The sequence below is a fragment of the Paenibacillus sp. FSL R7-0313 genome, from assembly GCF_037969885.1.
Lineage (GTDB): Bacteria > Bacillota > Bacilli > Paenibacillales > Paenibacillaceae > Paenibacillus.
The window spans coordinates 1,903,135-1,923,462 of sequence record NZ_CP150219.1 but is presented as its reverse complement, the minus strand read 5'-3'; the positions used below and the strand labels follow the sequence as shown (position 1 = coordinate 1,923,462).

The window sequence follows — 20,328 nt, the reverse complement described above, 5'->3', positions numbered from 1 at the left end:
GGGGGACTATAGTGCATATTGAATCCATTTTACTTATTGTACTCCTTGGCCTGAATATTATTTTTGCCGCAGCAGTTGTTTTCTTCGAACGGAAGGATGCCAGCGCTTCCTGGGCTTGGCTGCTCGTCTTGAACTTTATTCCGGTGTTTGGGTTTGTACTTTATCTTTTAACCGGTCAGAATCTGACCCGATACCGGCTTTTCCAGTGGAAAGAACGTAAGAAGCTCGGGCTAGAGGAACGTATTGAAGCCCAGCTCACGCAGTTGCACGATAACCGCACCCCTTTCCGCAACCAAGCAACCGAGAGTAGCCAGGACATGATCTATATGAACCTGAAGCAGAACGGCGCTCTGTTGACAGAGGATAATGCGGTTGAGATCATTACGGACGGAACAGACAAGTTCCAACGGCTCTTGGATGACATCGAAGCGGCCAAGGATCACGTGCACGTACAATACTACATTTATAGAGGCGACCGTCTGGGCAAAAGAATTCGGGATGCACTTATCCGCAAAGCGCGGGAAGGTATCAAAGTCCGTTTACTGTATGACGCGCTCGGATCGCGGCGGGTATCAAAACGCTTTTTCAAAGAATTGCGCGAGGCAGGCGGTTTGGTTGAAGTCTTTTTCCCCTCCAAATTCAGTCTGATCAACTTGCGTATGAACTACCGGAACCACCGGAAGATTGTCATCATCGATGGTAACCTGGGATACACGGGTGGGTTTAATGTGGGAGATGAGTATCTCGGCTTGAACTCGAAATTCGGTTACTGGCGTGACACACATCTGCGTATTCAGGGGAATGCCGTTCATGCGCTGCAGACCCGTTTCCTCCTGGATTGGAACGAAGCGTCCAAGCAACACGACACACCTTACGTTCCGGCGCATTTCCCTCATATCGAGGGTACAGGAAAGATTGCCATGCAGATTGTCTCTAGTGGACCGGATGCAGAGACCGAGCATATCAAGAACAGTTATCTCAAGATGATTAATGGTGCCAAACATTCGATTCTGATTCAAACACCTTATTTTATCCCGGATGCCAGTGTATTCGAAGCTATTCGTCTCGCGTGTCTGTCCGGCATAGATGTTCGCATCATGATTCCAAATAAACCCGACCATGCCTTTGTATATTGGGCTACGTTATCTTATATTGGTGAGTTGTTAAAAGTTGGCGCCAAAGTATTTATATATGATAATGGCTTCATACATGCCAAAACACTTATCATTGACAGTTTGGTTGCATCCGTGGGAACCGCCAATATTGACTACCGCAGTTTCCGCTTGAACTTTGAGGTTAATGCCTTTATGTACGATGAGACGATTGCGACAGCACTTGTACAAACCTTTGAGCACGACTTGCACGTATCCCGTGAGATGACACTCGATGAATACCAAAAACGCAGTCTGATTATCCGCTTCAAAGAAGCCATTTCCCGTCTGTTATCTCCGATTCTGTAGCATCAATATTTATAGTAGAAAGCAGGCACATCCTCTACCTCTATTTCGGTGAAGGATATGCCTGCTTTTTTTGATTTCTTTTTGAAAAGGGAAAAATCCGAGGATAACATATGCTTCCGAAGTAGCTTTCTTTCAGAAAGCTTTTAGGCGAACGCTTTGCTTCTTCAGGCTATTTCTGTCCTCTCCGTTATTGGATGTTTAGTTGAAATTATATTAATAGTAAAAAAACAGGCACATTCTCTCCCGTCATTTCGGAGAAGGATGTGCCTGTTTTTTTCTTGTCTTGAACTTTCAAACTTATGAGCCTACACGGCTCATTCGCTATTTTTCACACCGTTCACACATGTTCTCCCCGCTTAAAACCTTCGCCGAGCACTTCGTGCGCGTTACTGATAATGACAAAAGCTCCCGGGTCCACAGACCGGATTAACGCTTTGAGTCTTGGTACCTCATTTTGCCCAACCACGACCATCAGTACTGTTCGTTGATCGTCAGTGTAACCGCCTTTGGCCTCGAGCTTTGTTAATCCGCGATCCAGATCATCCAGAATCACTTTGCTAATTGCTTCTGTTTGGTTGGAGATAATATACGCCACCTTGGAGAAGCCCAGTCCCATCTCAACCGCATCGATCACTTTACCGGTAACATACAACCCAATCAGCGCGTAGAGAGACTGCTCCAACGATAATACAAATGCAGCCATAATAATAACGGTGGCATCCATAATCACAACACAGAGAGAGTAACTCAGCCCACTGTATTTCTGTACGATTCTGGCAAGAATACTCATGCCACCTGTCGATCCTCTACCGCGGTATACAATTCCAATCCCTAAACCAACGCCAATCCCACCATACAGTGAACCAAGTAGCGGATTCGTTGTTGGGATAGCCCAATCCTTTGTGAGATAGACTAAGAGCGGCAGGACTATACTGCCCAGGACTGAACGAATACCATACTGCTTACCAATAAGCAGAAAACCTGCAATCAGGAGTGGTATATTAATTGCCCACTGAGTATAAGCCGGCTCCCAATTGAGCCATTCCTTGCCGAGGATCGATAACCCGGACACCCCGCCTGAAGCGATCTGATTCGGTAATAGGAATAAATTAAAGGCCACTGCAATTAAAAACGAGCCTAGAATGATAGACACCGTATCCACCACGTTCCTCCATGGACCATTAAGGGGAATAAGGCTGGTTAACCTCTTTTTGCGGTTATTATGAAATTGTGATCGTTGTTGCATGTTCTCGTGCTCTCCTTTGTTGTGACTGATCAATTGTTCGCTCATTTTTTCTATATCCTATAAAATTATTCAAAAAAAAGCTCCCATATACACCAGCATACGCCTACACGTATGGGTCCATACAGGAACTTATATTAATCGGTTTCTACTTTAATCTGGCTACGCAAATAACCATCGATGAATGCATCGAGGTCGCCGTCCATTACTGCACCTGTATTCCCAGTCTCTACGCTTGTACGGTGATCCTTTACCATACTATAGGGATGGAACACATAGGAGCGAATCTGGCTACCCCATGAAATATCCGACTGATCCCCTCGGATTTCATCCAGCTGTTGTTTTTGCTCTTCAATTTTACGCTCATACAATTTCGAACGGAGCATCGTCATCGCTCGCTCACGGTTCTTGATCTGTGAACGTTCATTCTGACACGTTACAACTACACCTGTTGGTAGGTGAGTAATCCGTACGGCAGAGTCGGTGGTATTGATGTGCTGTCCACCCGCGCCACTCGCCCGGTACGTATCGATCTTGAGGTCCTCTGTACGGATGTCCAGTTCAATCGTATCATCAATCTCCGGTACCACATCACAGGATACGAATGACGTATGTCTACGGCCCGATGAGTCAAAAGGAGAGATCCGCACCAGTCGGTGTACACCCTTCTCGGCTTTCAGATAACCATAAGCGTTATGTCCCTTGATCGACAACGTAACACTCTTGATCCCAGCCTCATCACCTGGCAGATAATCCAGTACCTCAACCTTGAAGCCACGCTTCTCGGACCAACGTGTGTACATCCGGAGTAGCATCTGTCCCCAATCTTGGGACTCGGTGCCACCCGCACCCGGGTGAAGCTCCAGAATCGCATTCATCTTGTCATATGGTTGATTCAGCAGAAGCTGAAGTTCGAACTCTGCGACTTTGTTCACGATCGCTGTAATACTGTTACCAATCTCGGTAGCGAGGTCTTCGTCGCCTTCTTCGTCCGCCAGTTCGATCATCATCACTGCATCATCATAGTCCTGTTGGAGTTTGGTGTATTGATCCACAGATCCCTTCACCGCATTTAGCTCAGCGATTACGGATTGCGCCTTGTCACTATCATCCCAGAAATCCGGGGCAGACATCTTCACTTCGAAGTTGCCGATCATCTCTTGCTTCAGATCTAAGTCAAAGAGACCCCCTAAGGTTTGTTAGTTTCTTACCTATTTCACGCAGGTCATGCTTCACGTTTGGATCGATCATGTGCAATTCCTCTTTTCATTAAGATAAGCTCCCCGCATCCAGGGTATTCCTCCAGATCAAGTATGCGATGCGTCACCCTGGTGTTGAGACAACTGTTGTATCAGTATATCTCTTCTCCATGATCATGGTCATATTATTATAACTATGCACCATTAACCGGTTTTGCATCCTTCACTTCATCCTATGGAATACCCGGCTGCAAGGAGCCGTTCATGTCATTCGTGTATAGAAAAAACCTTCAACTACTCTTGACCGTGGCAGTGTTTGAACTTCTTGCCACTACCGCATGGGCATGGATCGTTACGTCCGATTTGGTCAGAAACCTTCACTGGACGTTTCTCAGCAGGTTCACCGCTTGTCGAGATCTGACTTTCCTCAACAACCGCTTGACGCTCCTGATTGCTCTCGATCTGTGCTCTCATCACATAAGTCGCTACTTCTTCCTGGATCGAAGCAATCATCTGATGGAACATCTCGAAGCCTTCGAACTGGTACTCACGCAGTGGATCTGTACCGCCGTATGCGCGAAGGTGGATACCTTGACGCAATTGATCCATTGCATCAATATGATCCATCCACTTGCTGTCTACTGCACGAAGCACAACCACTTTCTCGAACTCACGAACCATATCTTCGCCAATTCGCTCTTCACGTGCATTGTACTTGTTCTGAACTTTCGTAAACAGGTACTCGATAATCTCTTCTGCTTCCTTGCCCCACAGATCATCTTTTGTTACCGAACCATCATCCAGCAATTTGCTGTTCATGTAATCGGCAACTTCCTGCAACTCCCAGTTTTCCGGAATATCGTCACCACAGTGTGCTTCAACGATACGTTCAATGGAAGGTTTGATCATATCCATAACGATTTGTTTAATATTTTCGGACTCCAGTACCTCGCGGCGCTGTTTATATATAATTTCACGTTGTTGGTTCATAACATCATCATATTGGAGAACGACTTTACGCACGTCAAAGTTGTTACCTTCAACACGCTTCTGCGCCGATTCTACTGCACGGGTAATCATCCGACTCTCGATCGGTTGGTCTTCTTCAAAACCAAGGCGCTCCATCATGTTCAATACATTGTCTGCACCGAAACGTCTCATCAATTCATCACCCAGTGACAGGTAGAATTGTGTTGAACCCGGGTCACCTTGACGTCCTGCACGACCACGCAGCTGATTATCAATCCGGCGTGATTCGTGACGCTCTGTACCGATAATATGAAGGCCGCCTACTTCAGCTACACCTTCACCCAAGATAATATCCGTACCCCGTCCAGCCATGTTGGTTGCAATCGTTACTGCACCCGCTTGACCAGCTCCTGAGATGATCTCTGCTTCTTCCGCATGGTACTTGGCGTTCAGTACCTGGTGTTTTACACCACGACGCTTAAGCATGTCAGACAGGCGTTCAGAGTTCTCGATGGATACTGTACCTACCAGAACCGGTTGATTCTTGCTGTGGCGTTCCACAATCTCTTCCACAACCGCTTTGAACTTGCCATCAATGCTCTTATACACGACATCTGCCATGTCATCCCGTTTGTTCGGACGGTTAGTTGGAATCTGCAGTACTTCGAGACCGTAGATTTTTTTGAACTCTTCTTCCTCGGTTTTCGCCGTACCCGTCATACCCGCAAGTTTACGGTACATCCGGAAATAGTTCTGGAAGGTAATCGTAGCAAGGGTCATGCTCTCGTTTTGTACTTCAATGCCTTCTTTGGCTTCAATCGCCTGGTGCAATCCATCACTATAACGACGTCCAGACATCAGACGACCTGTGAATTCATCAACGATCATAACCTCTTCATCACTGACCACATAATCCACGTCACGACGCATGATTACATTGGCTTTCAAGCCCTGTACAATGTGATGGTTGAGAGTAACGTTGGCATGATCATACAAGTTCTCGATACCAAATGCTTTCTCCGCTTTGGCCACGCCGGCCTCAGTCAACGCTACGGATTTCACCTTAATGTCTACCGTAAAGTCTTCTTCCGGCACCAAACGTTTCACAAAACGATCTGCTGCATAGTACATATCCGTCGACTTCTGAGCTTGTCCAGAGATAATGAGTGGCGTACGCGCCTCATCGACCAGGATGGAGTCTACTTCATCAATGATACAGAAGAACAATGGACGTTGTACCATTTGCTCTTTGTAAAGAACCATGTTGTCACGCAGATAGTCAAAACCAAACTCGTTGTTCGTTCCGTACGTAATATCACATGCATACGCATGTTGTTTCAAAGCATGGTCCATACCGCTCAGGTTAACCCCTACCGTCATGCCCATGAATTCATAGATTTGTCCCATTTCCTGGCTATCCCGCTGTGCCAAATAGTCATTGACCGTGACCACGTGTACACCTTTGGACATCAATGCGTTCAGATATACCGGAAGTGTTCCTACCAGCGTTTTACCTTCACCCGTTTTCATCTCGGAAATACGGCCTTCATGCAGAGCGATACCGCCCAGCATCTGTACATCGTAGTGACGTTTGCCCAGTACACGGCGTGATGCCTCACGTACGGTTGCAAATGCCTCTGGAAGAAGCTCATCTGTTGTTTCTCCCTTTTCAATACGAGCACGGTATTCGTCCGTTTTACCTTTCAGTTGTTCATCAGACAACGCCTGAAATTGTGGTTCCAGTTTATTGATCACATCGACCGTCTTCATCAGACGTTTAACATCACGTTCATTCATGTCGCCGAAGATCTTTTTGACAAGTCCTAGCATGGTATACCCCTTTCGTGCAAAACAGAATAGACCCCCTGTTGCCGCCACGCGACACCATCGGATGGATGTAATGCATCCACTTGCCCGGGGGTGACAAACAATATAAAAAGTAATATGGATGAATCAACTCCAGGCTTGCCAAGGGTTCCTCATGAAGCTGATTCGGTATTCAAACGGATTCGGTTATTAAAAACTAGCCGAAGCCCGAGCCTTGCGAATCATGTTCATGGTGCTGTGCCTGTCATTGATTATGATTAGCGATCATTCGTTGACAATTCCTCATCAGGACAATGATTCTCTTTGCATAAATTGTAACAGTTTGTAAGGGCCGCCGCAACACGCCACGGCACACTTCTTTGAACTTCTGAGACATATCAAATGGAGTTTAAGTGCAAAAAATCATAGTCGTTAGCAGAAGCGTTCAATTGTCATGTTTCATTTTGCAAGGTAGACAGCCCTGTCAACGAATTTTGATGGTAAATTTGGATGATAATCTCAATATCCAGTTCTCGAATGTAGGTGTACGAATATTTTCGTAACCATCGGAATCTGGTGATAAACTTGTACCAATTATGATTATTCTTATTATCTATTAGACGCAGCAGCATAGGGAATAGTTTCACCATTTTATTTCCAAAGGTCATTTCCCAGCTTCTCTAAGCACAAAAGAGCCCCATCCCCTAAGGGATGGAAGCTCTTGTTAAGTCTAATCCAGGAAACTACAGTCCCTGTCTTCATTATTATTAGATATTCATACGCATGTCCGTTCCGATGATCCTGTACGTTAAGATTAACCTTGTTCGATCAATCCGTACTTACCATCGTTCCGTTTGTAAACTACGCTAACTTCTTCACTGTCAATGTTGGAGAATACGAAGAAATTGTGACCAACCATGTTCATTTGGAGGATGGCCTCTTCCACGTCCATTGGTTTCAACATAAAGCGTTTCGTCCGTACAACTTCCAGATCATCGTCATCCGTGTCCGCATCCAGTTCAGCTGTAGCTACAGTACCTGTTGGATCTTCAACGAAGAGTGTTTTCAGGCTACCTTCCTGGCGGAACTTACGGTTAATTTTTGTTTTGTGTTTGCGGATCTGACGTTCCAGCTTGTCCACCACGGAGTCAATGGATGCATACATATCATCGCTCTCATCCTCAGCGCGGAGCACAATGCCTTTCAATGGGATCGTCACCTCTACCGTATGCAAACCTCTCGTCGTGCTCAATGTAACAGCACCGTCAGAGTTAAGGGGTGCATCGAAATACTTCTCGAGTCTACTCAACTTTTTGTCGACATAATCCTTCAAAGCATCAGTAACCTCGATTTGTTGACCTCGAATACTTAAATTCATAGGGCACTCCTCCTTTTTCCTTTGCCACTTCATTATAACACGAATGTAAGCGCCATGTAAAAACTCCCTGTGACCGAATAATGACATCTGTTCAAGCCACATCTGCCAACATAGGCATAACGCCATATTTCGCGATATTTCATCATATTCAGCCATAATCGAATATTTACTTGGTATGAGTTATTAGGCGCTTGATGATGTATTTAACCGTTTTTGGGCCAGCTCAATCTAATATGTAAAATGAACTTCAATCTATCTCTTTAATCAACAGATTCATAGGAATAATGTACCTCGGATGCTCCTCAAATCTCGAATCTATTGAAACAAAAAAAGACCCCGGAAAGTACCGGAGTCTGATGCTAGCGATAATTCAATTTGGTAACCATCTAACCATATATGTAGGTCGGATTGTCCGGATGATTATAATTTGATTACGTTAGCTGCTTGCGGTCCACGCGCGCCTTCGACGATGTCGAATTCTACGGATTGACCTTCTTCCAAAGTTTTGAATCCTTCGGATTGAATTGCGGAGAAATGTACGAATACGTCGCCGCCATCTTCAGTCTCAATGAAACCGTAACCTTTTTCTGCGTTGAACCATTTTACTTTACCTTGCATGCACTAACATTCCCTTCGTCATCAAATGAAGTGAAGCTTTCGGCCTTAACCTCTGCCCACAATTCAGATAATACCATCCAAAGTTATCCATTGTCAATTGGAAAAGTAAATGTTTTCTTGGAATTTTTTGTAGATTAATTGGGGATTGTGTTGAAAGGTGGGATAACTTGAATATATCAGGTAATACAGAGAGAATAGGGAAAGAAATCTTGAGTATTACATAAGTCTAGCTCCAAGAAATCTTCTACTTTTAAAAATCATATAGGAATGATCAACCGAATTATCACAGAGGGAATTAACAATCTCAGCTGCTTAAGCTTACTTTCAATTGTTCAAGAATCTAATTCTGTACCAAAACCTCTTCACCCTCAAAATAAACTATGACTTTCGCATATCCATAAGTGTTTCGTAAGTTATCCATTATTTCTTTGTTATATGATGAAGCAAAAATGATAATTGCATCACTTTCATCTATTATACTTTGTTGTACTTTCTCAATTTGTAAATCAATACCATTTATATAAAGGCCAATTTTATCTTCAGATGAATCCACAAGATGTTTAAAAGCATGTGAGTTATCTATGAGCTTTGAGTATACTTCACTTTTTGCTCCAGCGCCCCAGATCGTAATGTTGCTATAGTTAGATAGTATTCCTTGTAATTTTTCTTTTTGCTGCTCTTTTGTATTGTTAAAACCAGTGTATTTTTTAGGCTTTCTAATATAAATGTCTAACTCTATTGTTTCATCGATACTATCTATTTCAAGAATGTCAAATTTCGACTTTTTAACCATAGTCGCCAGACTAAATGGAGTAAAATAATTAACATGCTCACAGATAATCTGATGATATAAAGATTTTTCAACTATATTTTGACCATTGGGTACATTAATAAGTCCTACCCCACCAGGTTCCAGTATCTCATAGGCATAATCCAAAACATTATAAAAATCATGAAGATGTTCGAAAACCTGAAAACTCATAAAAGCCGAATATCCCGTTCCGATATCAAGAGAATTATCAAAATATGCATTAATTACATTATGGCCATCTCTTTTTGCTATGTCCGAATGTAACCCGGAAGGTTCAATGCCTAAACACTCTACGAAATATCCTCCAGCTTTTTTCAGCCCTGTTCCAGTTCCGCATCCTATTTCAAAAATTTTTTCATTAGTTAATGAATAATTTTGAATTTTTTGAATTTTGTTCTCTGCTAAATTTAATGAACCATAATACTGTGATGCTCCTCCAAAACCAGTGTACTTATCATAATAGTCATCTGGTAATAAATATTCGGTTTGAAGGTGTGAGCATACTGTACATTGATATAATTCAATATCTTTAGTAAACGTACTAAAGGCTGTTGTATTTAAAAAGTTGTGCTCATATCTACAGTCATTTACTATTTCTAATAGTGTTAACGCCTCTCCACACACACGGCATTTCATAATATCCCCCCGATTTCAATATAATATTCTAGCCTAAATAAGGCTATTAGACATTTTTCATTCTCAATAGGTTTCACACTATATTTTATAATATAATTAGCATATTCATTACAATAAACATATTGGAGCTGCTCGCTAAAGCTTGCATACAAAGCGTCATCTTTACTCAAAAAATCTAATTTAGATAAACACATAAAATAAATTACTGAATGCGGTAATATTCCAATATTCGATTTACTGCAATGATGACATCATTAACATCAGAATTAGTCATTTTTGGGTATAAAGGCAATGTAATTAGTTGTTCATAAACTGCTTCGGCAACAGGACAACTTCCATTTTTATATCCAAGTTCTTGATAATATGGCTGAAGATAAACAGGAATATAATGAACATTAACCCCTATATTTTCCGCTCTAAGAGCTTCAAATACTTGCTTTCTCGACGCTCGAAGTTGCTCCGGATCAAGTTTCAGTACATATAGATGCCAAGCGGAATCAGAATCAGGATCTTGAAATGGAGTTGCGACACCCTCCATTTCTTCAAAAGCTTGATTGTATAACTGAATAATCTCTCTTCGACGATTCAAAAAAGACTCCAATTTATTCAACTGAGAGGAACCCAGACTTGCTTGCAAATCTGTCATTCTGTAATTGTAGCCAAGGGACTGCATTTCATAATACCATGGCTCCTGGAGATCAGACATCAATCTCTCAGGTTCTCTAGTTATCCCATGACTTCGAAATAAAAGCATACGCTGATAATACTCCTCATTATCTGTGACAATAACCCCGCCTTCACCAGTAGTTATATGCTTCACTGGATGAAAGCTAAACATAGTCATTTCAGCCATTGTACCTACCTTATTCCCTTTATAACGGCCACCAAGGGAATGTGCAGCGTCCTCAATGACAACCAATCCAAACTCGCGAGCGATGTCATTAATTTCCTCCATATTAGCAGGCTGACCTGTGAAATCTACCGGAATTAACGCCTTCGTTTTGGAAGTAATTTTTGCTACAATATCTTTTGGATCGATATTGTATGTTTCTGGATCAATATCAGCAAAGACTGGTCTTCCTCCTTGGTAAAGCACACAATTACTACTCGCTACAAACGTTAATGGTGTTGTAATAACTTCATCGTCTACCCCTATACCTGCTGCATTACAAGCAGCGTGAAGGGCAGCAGTTCCATTACAGAATGCAACGGCATATTTTGCACCGACATAGGAGGCAACTTGATTTTCGAATTCTTGGATGGCAGGACCTTGAGTAAGAAAATTACTTTGAAGTACCTTTACCACCTGAGCTATATCTTCCTCTTCAATCCACTGTTGCCCATACGGCAACCAAGAATCCCTTACCGGAGTTCCACCATGAACAGCCAAACGACTCATTAGAAAACCTCCATTTCAAAAGGTAAATGCTATTATAGCAACTCAAGGTAAGTCTTGTTTAAAAAAATCACCCCAATATATCCCATGTAACAGGAGTCCCCTTAGGAATATCACTTTTCACTGTTCTGCCTAGTATCTGATTGTAATACTTAGGAGATAATCCAAATCCGGGGCGTATGGTTCGCACATTCTGCTCACTCAGAATTTGTCCTTCTTTCAGGTCTTCGACAACATAAAGTGAACGGCGAAACTTAAGCGAGGCCTTTTCTCCGTCCAGAGTGCCATAATTTACATTTCCAATGGCCTGCCACGCTCGCTTCGTTTCAATAACCAAACTTTGTAATTCCTCTGGCTCCAACGAAAATTCGGAATCCACTCCTCCGTCTGCTCTCTGTAAGGTAAAGTGCTTCTCAATCACTGTAGCACCCATAGCTACACTAGCAACTGCTGCGCCAACTCCCATAGTGTGATCAGATAAACCAACATGACATTGAAATAACTCTTTCATATGAGGAATGGTAGACAAATTTGTATTTTCAGGAGTTGCAGGATAAGTACTAGTGCACTTCAACAACACAATATCTTTACAACCGGCTTCTCTAGCAGCTTGAACCGTATCATCTAGTTCAGCAACCGTTGCCATTCCAGTTGAAATAATCATTGGCTTTCCTGTTGAAGCCACTTTACGTATTAATGGGAGATCCGTATTCTCAAATGATGCAATTTTGTAGATTGGTACACCCATCTCTTCAAGAAAATCTACTGCACTTTCATCGAAAGGTGTACTAAAGCCTATCATTCCTAATTCCCTACATCTATCGAAAATAGGCTTATGCCACTCCCATGGAGTAAAGGCTTGCTGGTATAGAGAATATAACGAATTCCCTTTCCAAAGACTGTTTGGGTCATTGATAAAAAAATCACCTGTATTTATATCCAAAGTCATTGTATCCGCCGTATAAGTTTGAAGCTTAAGAGCGTGAGCGCCTGCTGCTGCTGCCTCGTCTACGATCTGAAGGGCTCGTTCCAAAGATTGATTATGATTACCCGACATTTCAGCTATAATGAAGGGCGCATTGTGCGCACTAATTATATAATCATTTACTTTAATATCAGGTGGTTGAACTCTCATATGTTATTATCCTCTCCTTTTTTTAACGCTTTACCCATAAGATGTGCAACAGGTGTATGCCACCCCTTTGTTAATAACGATATATATTCTTGCTTATCTCTTGATCGGTGAGTCGTTCCTTCGAATAAACTTTGAGGTACGGGTTTTATTTCTCTATTCACAAGAGAATGCCATGATACAATCAATAAATTTTCAATCGTATTTGAGAGTCTTTGATAACTTGTGTGTAACGTGTCCTCGATATTTTCTTCAATAAGCTGCTGTACGAGAATTTCGCCCGTATCAAGGCCACTGTCAACAAGATGAATAGTGACGCCCTTGGGGGTATTCTCCAAATAGCTCCACAAATTTGGATCAGCACCTCGATTCCACGGCAAATATGAGATGTGAAGATTAATAATCTTCCCTTGAAAGTAATCGACAATATCTTTTTGTATCAAGTGTCTGTACCTATAACTAATAATAAAATCAATGTCTTTCTTTAAGAGTCCCTTTAGAAGAATCGGCTCTTCCGTTTGACTTATTTGGCAATCCTGGGATATCAAATAATCATTTATATCAGAGTTAGTTGGACCTAAGAAAAGAACATTTATGACAATCTACCCACTTTCAAAATGCTGAAGTTATTTACTTTTTTTATATTCCGTTAGTGACATCATTTTATTAATAATAACAGAAGAACCTTGATAATTGCCTATCACAGCCAAACATCGCTTAGACATTTTGTGTACTTCTAACGGATGATTAACAGCATAGCGGATAGCTTGGATAATTGTTGTTTCTGTAACAGTCCAATGTTCACCCAGATTCCATGTGGCCCCATAATGTTCTACAGCCTTAGTAATCTCTTTTTGATTGTCTGCTAACACAGTAGTAATGGACGGAACCCCAAGTATGCACCGCTCCCAAGTCGTCGATCCGCCTGCGCCAATAAATAAATCGGTTTGATTCATCAACTCTGCCATATTAGAAACATGATCCTCAGTGATAAAATTGCGCAAATTAAGACAACTTTGCATAATTTCCAATCGTTTAGGGTTGTTCTGACCAACAATGATCTTGATCTTAATTTGTTCTAATGATAGTTGCTTTAATGCCCTTATTGCCTTAAGTGTTTCTCCGGTTGAATCATTTCCACCGTAAAATACAGTAATACTCTTAATGTTACCGTTACGAGGCTCCACTAATTTATGAGCAATAATAAATTCATTCCTTAATAATGCATAGGAGGGACCAAAATATGTTGTGGCTGTATCTGGCAATTTATTTTTATATCTTGTGAGCGAATTTTGATTCAAATTCTGATCTAGAAAAACATCACAAATATGCCTCCTGTCAGCCAGGTCATCAATAACAAATATTCGAATCGCTTCTCTGTACAATAAAATTTGCTTTTCCCAACGCCAATCTATTGCATAATGATCGACCACTACCCAATCAACAACACTTTCTTGTTTTAAACAATCGACTGTTTGTTGTGCATCAGTATCCCAGTTGACACCCAACCAATTCAAGCTATTTTCCTTATGATCAACCCCAAAAAGCACGTACACTTTATAACCTTTGCTTCTAATAAAATCGATCATATTACCAGCATGTTCTCTACATATAAATACTACTTCATGTTGATTTGCTATGAGTTTTTCAGCCAACGTTAGACATCTCATAATGTGTCCGGTACCAATTAGAAGGGAGGCATCTGCCCTTATTACAACTCTCATACTTTATATACTTCCTCTAGGTTGTTCATTTAAAAAGAACTTAATCTTCTCTGACATATAGTCTAACATTTCAACCGTCATACCAGGATAAACCCCAATCCAAAATGTGTTATCCATAATCTGATCGGTTTGTTCTAAGTTTCCTACCACACGATAACCCTTACCTTCTTTACGCATTTCATCAAAACATGGGTGTTTCAATAAATTACCTGCAAATAACATCCGAGTTTGGATACCTTGTTCCTCTAAATATCGCACCAGTTTATTTCTATTTATTCCTTCCTTCACCGTAATTAAAAATCCAAACCAGCTTGGTTTAGAATCTGCCATAGGTTCCGGTAAAATGATCTTATCTTGAAAATCCACAAGTGATGAATATAAGTACTCCCAATTATTCCTTCTTGCCTCAACAAAATATGGCAATTTTTTCAATTGGGAACAACCCACAGCCGCCTGCATGTCAGTTACTTTCAGATTGTACCCGAAATGAGAATACACGTATTTATGGTCGTATCCACACGGAAGTTCTCCGTATTGTCCATCAAAACGACGCCCACAAGTATTATCGATTCCAGAATCACACCAACAATCACGCCCCCAATCCCGAAATGAACGAATAATCTTGTGAAGCAAACCATTTTTTGTGAATACTGCGCCGCCTTCCCCCATCGTAATATGATGAGCTGGATAGAAACTTGACGTAGCAATATCGCCAAAAGATCCAGTCTTCCTCCATTGTCCATCCATTTCATATTCAGCCCCGAGAGCATCACAGTTGTCTTCAATTAACCAAAGATTATGTTCATCACAGAAATTACGGATTTGTGCAATATTAAACGAATTCCCGAGTGTATGCGCAATCATGACAGCTTTCGTCTTATCTGATAAAGCATCCTTTAATTGACTGCAATCAATATTGTACTGTGGAATATTAACATCCACAAAAACAGGTATTGCTCCAAATTGAACAATTGGAGACACGGTTGTAGGAAAACCGGCTGCAACCGTAATGACTTCATCTCCACGCCGAATAGCTCGGTCTCCTAACCTAGGAGAAGTAAGAGCCATGAATGCTATTAGATTAGCAGAAGAACCCGAATTGACAAGTGAACAAAATCGCACGCCCACATATCGTGCAAGGCTCTCCTCGAACTCCTCGGCATATCTACCCGCAGTCAGCCAAAAATCAAGTGAAGAATCTACGAGGTTAATCATATCCTCTTGATCGAAAACCCGTCCACCATAAGGAATACGATTTCCAGGAATAAAAGAGTTTTTGGGTTTGTGATGCTCATTGTAATAATCATTAACCAAAGCTAGAATTTGAGTTCTCAAGTCCGCTGACATTTTTAGTTACACTCCCGTAGTAATCCGAAATTTGAGTATCCGTATAAGTTGCAACATTTCCACCTTCATTGAGGAAATTCTTGTACCAATCTGTAGTTTTCTCGACCGCCTCTGTGATTGTCCACTTCTGCTTCCACTTAAGAATGGTTCTTGCCTTCATACTGTCTATTTTTAGATACGTAGCTTCATGGTGTACACTGTCGCCCTGAGTGAACCAAGAAAGCTGATCCCCCCAGTAATGACAAAACTGATCGACTAATTCCCCTGTTGTCAAACAATTTTCATCAGAGGGACCAAAATTGTAACTTCCTTCATACCGTTCTTTCTCTTCATACTGCTTTTTTGCCAGCAGTAAGTAACCATCTAGACAATCCAAAACATGTTGATACGGTCTAACCGACTGAGGAGAACGCACCATTATAGCTTTGCCTTTGCTTGCTGCACGAAAACAATCAGGAATGATACGGTTAGCTGAGAAATCGCCACCTCCAATTACATTTCCAGAGCGTGCCGTAGATATCGCTTGACTCTCAATCGAATGGAAGAAGGAGTTACGATAACTAAACGTAACCAATTCACTACAAGATTTACTATTTGAGTACGGGTCAATCCCGCATAGGTTTTCGTTTTCACGATAAGCCCATAAGAATTCCTTGTTTTCGTAGACTTTATCAGTTGTAACATTAACTGTAGACCGAACAGAATTACACCGTCGAACCGCTTCAAGAATGTGAACAGTACCCATAATATTTGTACTAAAAGTCCCTACAGGATCAGCATATGACTGGAGAACAAGAGGCTGCGCAGCTAAATGAAATACAATGTCAGGGCGTACTTTGGACACTACATCACAAAGAAAATCGATATTTTTGATATCACCTGCATAGCTCTCGATTTCTTTATCCAAATTTAGTGTGTTAAATAAACTCTCTTTATCCGGTTCCATGGAATACCCGGAAACTTTGGCTCCCGCATTCAGTAATAGACGACACAACCAACTTCCTTTAAAACCAGTGTGTCCTGTAACGAACACTTTTTTTCCTCGATAAAATTCAAGCATATCTAGTCTTATTTCCATAGTTTCCATGGAGGATGCTCCTCTTTCCACAAGTCCTCTAAAGCAAACTTATCTCTTTGTGTATCCATGCATTTCCAGAACCCATGATGCTTGTAAGCATAAAGTTGTCCATCATGAGCCAAGTTTTTAAGGGGTTCTTTTTCAAAAAATTCCTTATCGTCTTCACTTATATATTCAAACACTCGAGGCTCCAAAACCATAAAGCCTCCATTAATCCATGAGCTATTATCTACTGCTTTCTCTTGAAAATTCTCTACAGTATTATCCTCATTAATTTCAAGCAATCCAAATCGACCATCTGGTTTAACTGTTGTCAGGGTTGCTATTTTGCCTGATTTGATATGTTCTTTTAGCAAAACATCTATATTAATATCACTCACTCCATCACCATAGGTGAGAAAAAACCTTTCATTTCGTACGTACTTTTCAATTTTTTTAATTCTACCGGCGGTTTGTGTTTCGAGTCCCGTGTCTACCAATGTAACTCGCCAAGGCTCTACACTATTGTTATGAATGGTCATACTATTATTATTAGAGAAGTCAAAAGTGATATCGGACATATGAAGATAATAATCGGAAAAGAATTCTTTTATAACGTAACCTTTATATCCAAGGCAAATAATAAAATCATTGAAACCAAAACTAGAGTAAATCTTCATTATATGCCAAAGTATGGGTTTACCGCCGATTTCAATCATTGGTTTTGGCTTCAGATGTGATTCCTCGCTGATCCTTGTACCTAGTCCACCTGCCAACAATACAACTTTCATTCGACACCCCTTCTCTATTCACAATTCCAATTTGCTGTCGTTAAATATAATCGTAGAAAAACGTTATTTAGTCTGAATCAGCACGTTATAATCAATTAATTCACGATTTTGATTATACCAGTTATACAACAATTCAATGCCACTCCGTAAATTCATGGGAGAAAAACCTGGCATTTCGTCTCGCAACCTATTGTTCGCACCAGTGTAGTTCATATTGCGGCCATTATTAAGTAGAACTATTGGCAAATCTTTTCGTGCAACATCCAGAACTATCCGTGCTATTTCAGTAAGATCGTACGGTGCAGAAGTGCAAACGTTATAATCATGAAACGCAGGTGAATTTTCTAAAAACCAGTCTACAACAGGAAAAATATCATCAATATAAAGAAAATCAAAAGAACAATCCTGTCGGATGGAAAGCGGTAAATCAAAGATGGCTTTACAACATAAATTTGAAATGAAGGTTGTTCTCCAGTTTTCATATTTACCATAAACACCGAAGAGTCTGAGATTATATATATTTTCGGAATTTCGAGTAGCGTGATTCATCACATATTTACCAAAACCATAAGCATTATCAGGAATACTTCGACCTATCTCATCTTCTGATACCAAATCAATTCCTTGGCCCTTATCAAACTCCGCCCCAGAACCCAAATAAATAATCTTTTCCAGTTGGTTGTGACAGAATTCAAGGTTATAGAACATTTTTAAGTTAGCGTCCAATTCTGCTCCTGGATTTAGATTCCGCTTAGTATACGTCGCAGCATGAATTACACAATTAATTCGATTTTTATCAATAAAGCGCATAACTTGATCCAGGTTACAGAGATCTAATTCCGTACTTGATGTTACAAATACTTGATGGGTTTTCTCTAAATGTTCTTTCAAATTCCGTCCAATGAACCCGTTTGGCCCAGCCCCTGTAATCCATAGCCGCTTCATTCTGTGTCCAATGAAACCTTCATATTCTCGCGCACCTCTTCAGCGGAAAGATAAGGATATAAATCTTCTAGTGAAGAAGAGACTAAAGTTCCATCGTCATTAACCCTTGTCATCGCCTTAGGAATTTCATCAAATTCTATACTTCCTATAACTTCACATAAAACTGGGCGGTTGTCTTTCATCACTTGGTCAAGTATTTCATCCAACTTATCATTATGGTCGATTCGATAGTAGTCTAATCCGTATAAATCTGCCAACTTCTCAGCAGCAGGGAATTCGAGTGAAGTATCTGAGTTACACGCCGAATAATTTGATTTAAAATGATTACGCTGCATTACATAAATAGAAGCGTAACCACCATTATTCAATACAAACAGCTTAATGGGGAGATCGTATGTCGATATAAGTTGAAGCTCTTGTAGATTATGTTGCAAGCTTCCATCTCCCTCCAAAGCTATAGTTCTCTGTTTGCCGCCAGCAATAGAAGATGCTATAGCAGAAGGTAACGTAAAGCCCATAGACCCCAATCCCATTGAAGTAATAAATTTTTGATCTTGTTGAACGTTAAAAGCCATATGTGAGATACCGCAAGTACGTCCGGATGATGAGCCAACCAAAATATCATCTTGTGAACTCCTACGACTAATCTCGTAGCCAAGCCTATATCCATCTACAGAACCATTGTCTTCAAATGGTTGTTTTTCTTTTGAAAGTTGATATTTTTCTCGCATTTCCTGACAATAAGCAAGCCAATCGGTCAAAACTGGTTTGTCAAATTGTTCAATTTGTTTTTGCATAGCTAGGATAAATGAAGAAGAGTCATTCACTATACTTTCTGCAAGTGGAACTGAGAGTCGTTTGATTTCGTTTTCATCGATATCAACAACTACTTTTTTTGCATTTGGGGCAAAGTTTCCAAGATTATAAGCTGTCATTGGTGCATTTAAACGTGCTCCAATAACAATTAAAAGGTCAGTGTTCTGTAAGATATAGTTGGAGAATCGTGCTCCTGGCGAGCCTGGATGGCCAAAATAAAGCGGGTCGGAATCCGAGAAAACCCCTTTGGCTCTCCACGAAGCAAGAACAGGAATGCCCAACTCGCGTACAAGTAGTCGGAAGTCTTCTATAGCATCTGAGGCAATCAAACCATGTCCAATTAAAAAGGCTGGTCGTTTAGCTTTATTCAACAAATCATATACTTTTGTGATTTTCATTTTGTCGATAATACTAGTTTTATTCGTAAAACCTTCTTCTTCAGGACTAAACCCATAAAGTTTAGTCTCGTCTACTATTGCTCCCTGGATATCAAGAGGAATATCTATCCAAACAGGGCCCCTACGCCCACTAGTCGCCAAATAAAGTGCTTTCTCCAAGTGGTAACGAATGCTTTCCTTGTCTAGTACAATGACTGAATATTTAGTAATCGGTTTGGAAATAGCCACCACATCTACCTCTTGGGCCCCCACCTGTCTTACCCCGGTGTCCATTACAAGGTCTGTCGATTTGGCCTGTCCAGAAATAACCATAACTGGATTAGAATCCAAATAAGATGCAGTTACACCTGTGACAGCATTTGTTCCTCCCGGTCCAGTTGTTAAGAGACATACCCCTAATTTATTCGTATATTGAGCATAACTATCTGCACATATAGACGTAGCTTGTTCATTTAAATTACAAATAATATTCAGGGATGGTGAACGCTCAGCCGAATCCAGCAAATGCATCATTCCACCACCAGAAATAAGAAAAACATCCTTCACCCCAACGTTTTCGATAAATTGAATGACATAATCAGATACTTTTATCATGAAAAATC

Annotated in this window: 17 protein-coding genes; 2 read left to right on the top strand and 15 right to left on the bottom strand. The window is 41.0% G+C overall.

Translation table 11 applies throughout. From position 1 onward, the window contains the following. The first annotated feature begins 11 nt into the window (after window positions 1-11). A complete protein-coding gene (cls, locus tag NSQ38_RS08390) occupies window positions 12-1,460 on the top strand; it encodes a cardiolipin synthase (protein WP_133386068.1) in 1,449 nt (482 codons plus the stop codon). Window positions 1,461-1,797: 337 nt separating this feature from the next. Here the strand turns inward: cls and NSQ38_RS08385 are convergent, their stop codons facing one another. The 3 genes from NSQ38_RS08385 to secA all read right to left on the bottom strand — a co-directional run bounded on the left by NSQ38_RS08385 (window position 1,798) and on the right by secA (window position 6,701). Next, the gene (locus NSQ38_RS08385; RefSeq protein WP_339788560.1) at window positions 1,798-2,706 is read right to left on the bottom strand and encodes a YitT family protein; all 909 of its coding nucleotides are present in this window, start codon (window positions 2,704-2,706) and stop codon (window positions 1,798-1,800) included. 134 nt (window positions 2,707-2,840) lie between these two features. Next, window positions 2,841-3,954, bottom strand: a protein-coding gene (prfB, locus tag NSQ38_RS08380) for a peptide chain release factor 2 (RefSeq protein ID WP_124116498.1) whose coding sequence is annotated in 2 segments (ribosomal slippage) — window positions 2,841-3,881 and window positions 3,883-3,954 — 1,113 coding nt in all. Because the reading frame shifts where the segments join, the coding sequence is not laid out codon by codon here. Window positions 3,955-4,196: 242 nt separating this feature from the next. Next, on the bottom strand, window positions 4,197-6,701 hold the full coding sequence (gene secA, locus NSQ38_RS08375) for a preprotein translocase subunit SecA (protein ID WP_339312668.1): 2,505 nt from the start codon (window positions 6,699-6,701) through the stop codon (window positions 4,197-4,199). Window positions 6,702-6,815: 114 nt separating this feature from the next. Between secA and NSQ38_RS08370 the strand changes: the two genes are divergently transcribed. After that, window positions 6,816-6,959 (top strand): hypothetical protein, encoded by a 144-nt coding sequence (locus NSQ38_RS08370; RefSeq protein WP_181155499.1) that lies wholly within the window; start codon window positions 6,816-6,818, stop codon window positions 6,957-6,959. 532 nt (window positions 6,960-7,491) lie between these two features. Here the strand turns inward: NSQ38_RS08370 and raiA are convergent. The 12 genes from raiA to NSQ38_RS08310 form a co-directional block, all read right to left on the bottom strand. Beyond that, window positions 7,492-8,055, bottom strand: a complete 564-nt coding sequence (gene raiA / locus NSQ38_RS08365; RefSeq protein WP_047840659.1) for a ribosome-associated translation inhibitor RaiA — start codon at window positions 8,053-8,055, stop codon at window positions 7,492-7,494. A gap of 420 nt (window positions 8,056-8,475) precedes the next feature. Then, window positions 8,476-8,673 carry a cold shock domain-containing protein gene (locus tag NSQ38_RS08360; protein WP_024631599.1) on the bottom strand — a complete coding sequence of 66 codons (198 nt, stop codon included), beginning with the start codon at window positions 8,671-8,673 and terminating at the stop codon, window positions 8,476-8,478. A 340-nt stretch (window positions 8,674-9,013) separates the two neighbouring features. Beyond that, window positions 9,014-10,120, bottom strand: a complete 1,107-nt coding sequence (locus tag NSQ38_RS08355) for a class I SAM-dependent methyltransferase (RefSeq protein ID WP_339788558.1) — start codon at window positions 10,118-10,120, stop codon at window positions 9,014-9,016. Between the two features lie 202 nt (window positions 10,121-10,322). After that, a complete protein-coding gene (gene pseC, locus NSQ38_RS08350; protein WP_339788555.1) occupies window positions 10,323-11,519 on the bottom strand; it encodes a UDP-4-amino-4,6-dideoxy-N-acetyl-beta-L-altrosamine transaminase in 1,197 nt (398 codons plus the stop codon). A 67-nt stretch (window positions 11,520-11,586) separates the two neighbouring features. Beyond that, entirely contained in the window at window positions 11,587-12,651 is a 1,065-nt protein-coding gene (pseI, locus tag NSQ38_RS08345) for a pseudaminic acid synthase (RefSeq protein ID WP_339788552.1), read from the bottom strand. After that, window positions 12,648-13,196, bottom strand: a complete 549-nt coding sequence (locus NSQ38_RS08340; RefSeq protein WP_339788549.1) for a formyltransferase family protein — start codon at window positions 13,194-13,196, stop codon at window positions 12,648-12,650. The genes pseI and NSQ38_RS08340 overlap by 4 nt, the downstream gene beginning before the upstream one ends. A gap of 78 nt (window positions 13,197-13,274) precedes the next feature. Next, the gene (gene pseG, locus NSQ38_RS08335; RefSeq protein WP_339788546.1) at window positions 13,275-14,372 is read right to left on the bottom strand and encodes a UDP-2,4-diacetamido-2,4,6-trideoxy-beta-L-altropyranose hydrolase; all 1,098 of its coding nucleotides are present in this window, start codon (window positions 14,370-14,372) and stop codon (window positions 13,275-13,277) included. Window positions 14,373-14,375: 3 nt separating this feature from the next. Next, complete coding sequence (gene rfbH, locus NSQ38_RS08330; protein WP_339788543.1) at window positions 14,376-15,719, bottom strand: lipopolysaccharide biosynthesis protein RfbH; 1,344 nt, start codon at window positions 15,717-15,719, stop codon at window positions 14,376-14,378. Continuing rightward, window positions 15,679-16,806 carry a CDP-glucose 4,6-dehydratase gene (gene rfbG / locus NSQ38_RS08325; RefSeq protein ID WP_339788540.1) on the bottom strand — a complete coding sequence of 376 codons (1,128 nt, stop codon included), beginning with the start codon at window positions 16,804-16,806 and terminating at the stop codon, window positions 15,679-15,681. Before rfbG ends, rfbH begins: the two co-directional genes overlap by 41 nt. Beyond that, on the bottom strand, window positions 16,788-17,567 hold the full coding sequence (rfbF, locus tag NSQ38_RS08320; RefSeq protein ID WP_339788537.1) for a glucose-1-phosphate cytidylyltransferase: 780 nt from the start codon (window positions 17,565-17,567) through the stop codon (window positions 16,788-16,790). Before rfbF ends, rfbG begins: the two co-directional genes overlap by 19 nt. Window positions 17,568-17,630: 63 nt before the next feature. Beyond that, the gene (locus NSQ38_RS08315; protein ID WP_339788535.1) at window positions 17,631-18,512 is read right to left on the bottom strand and encodes an NAD(P)-dependent oxidoreductase; all 882 of its coding nucleotides are present in this window, start codon (window positions 18,510-18,512) and stop codon (window positions 17,631-17,633) included. Then, on the bottom strand, window positions 18,509-20,320 hold the full coding sequence (locus tag NSQ38_RS08310) for a thiamine pyrophosphate-binding protein (RefSeq protein ID WP_339788532.1): 1,812 nt from the start codon (window positions 20,318-20,320) through the stop codon (window positions 18,509-18,511). The genes NSQ38_RS08315 and NSQ38_RS08310 overlap by 4 nt, the downstream gene beginning before the upstream one ends. Window positions 20,321-20,328 lie beyond the last annotated feature (8 nt).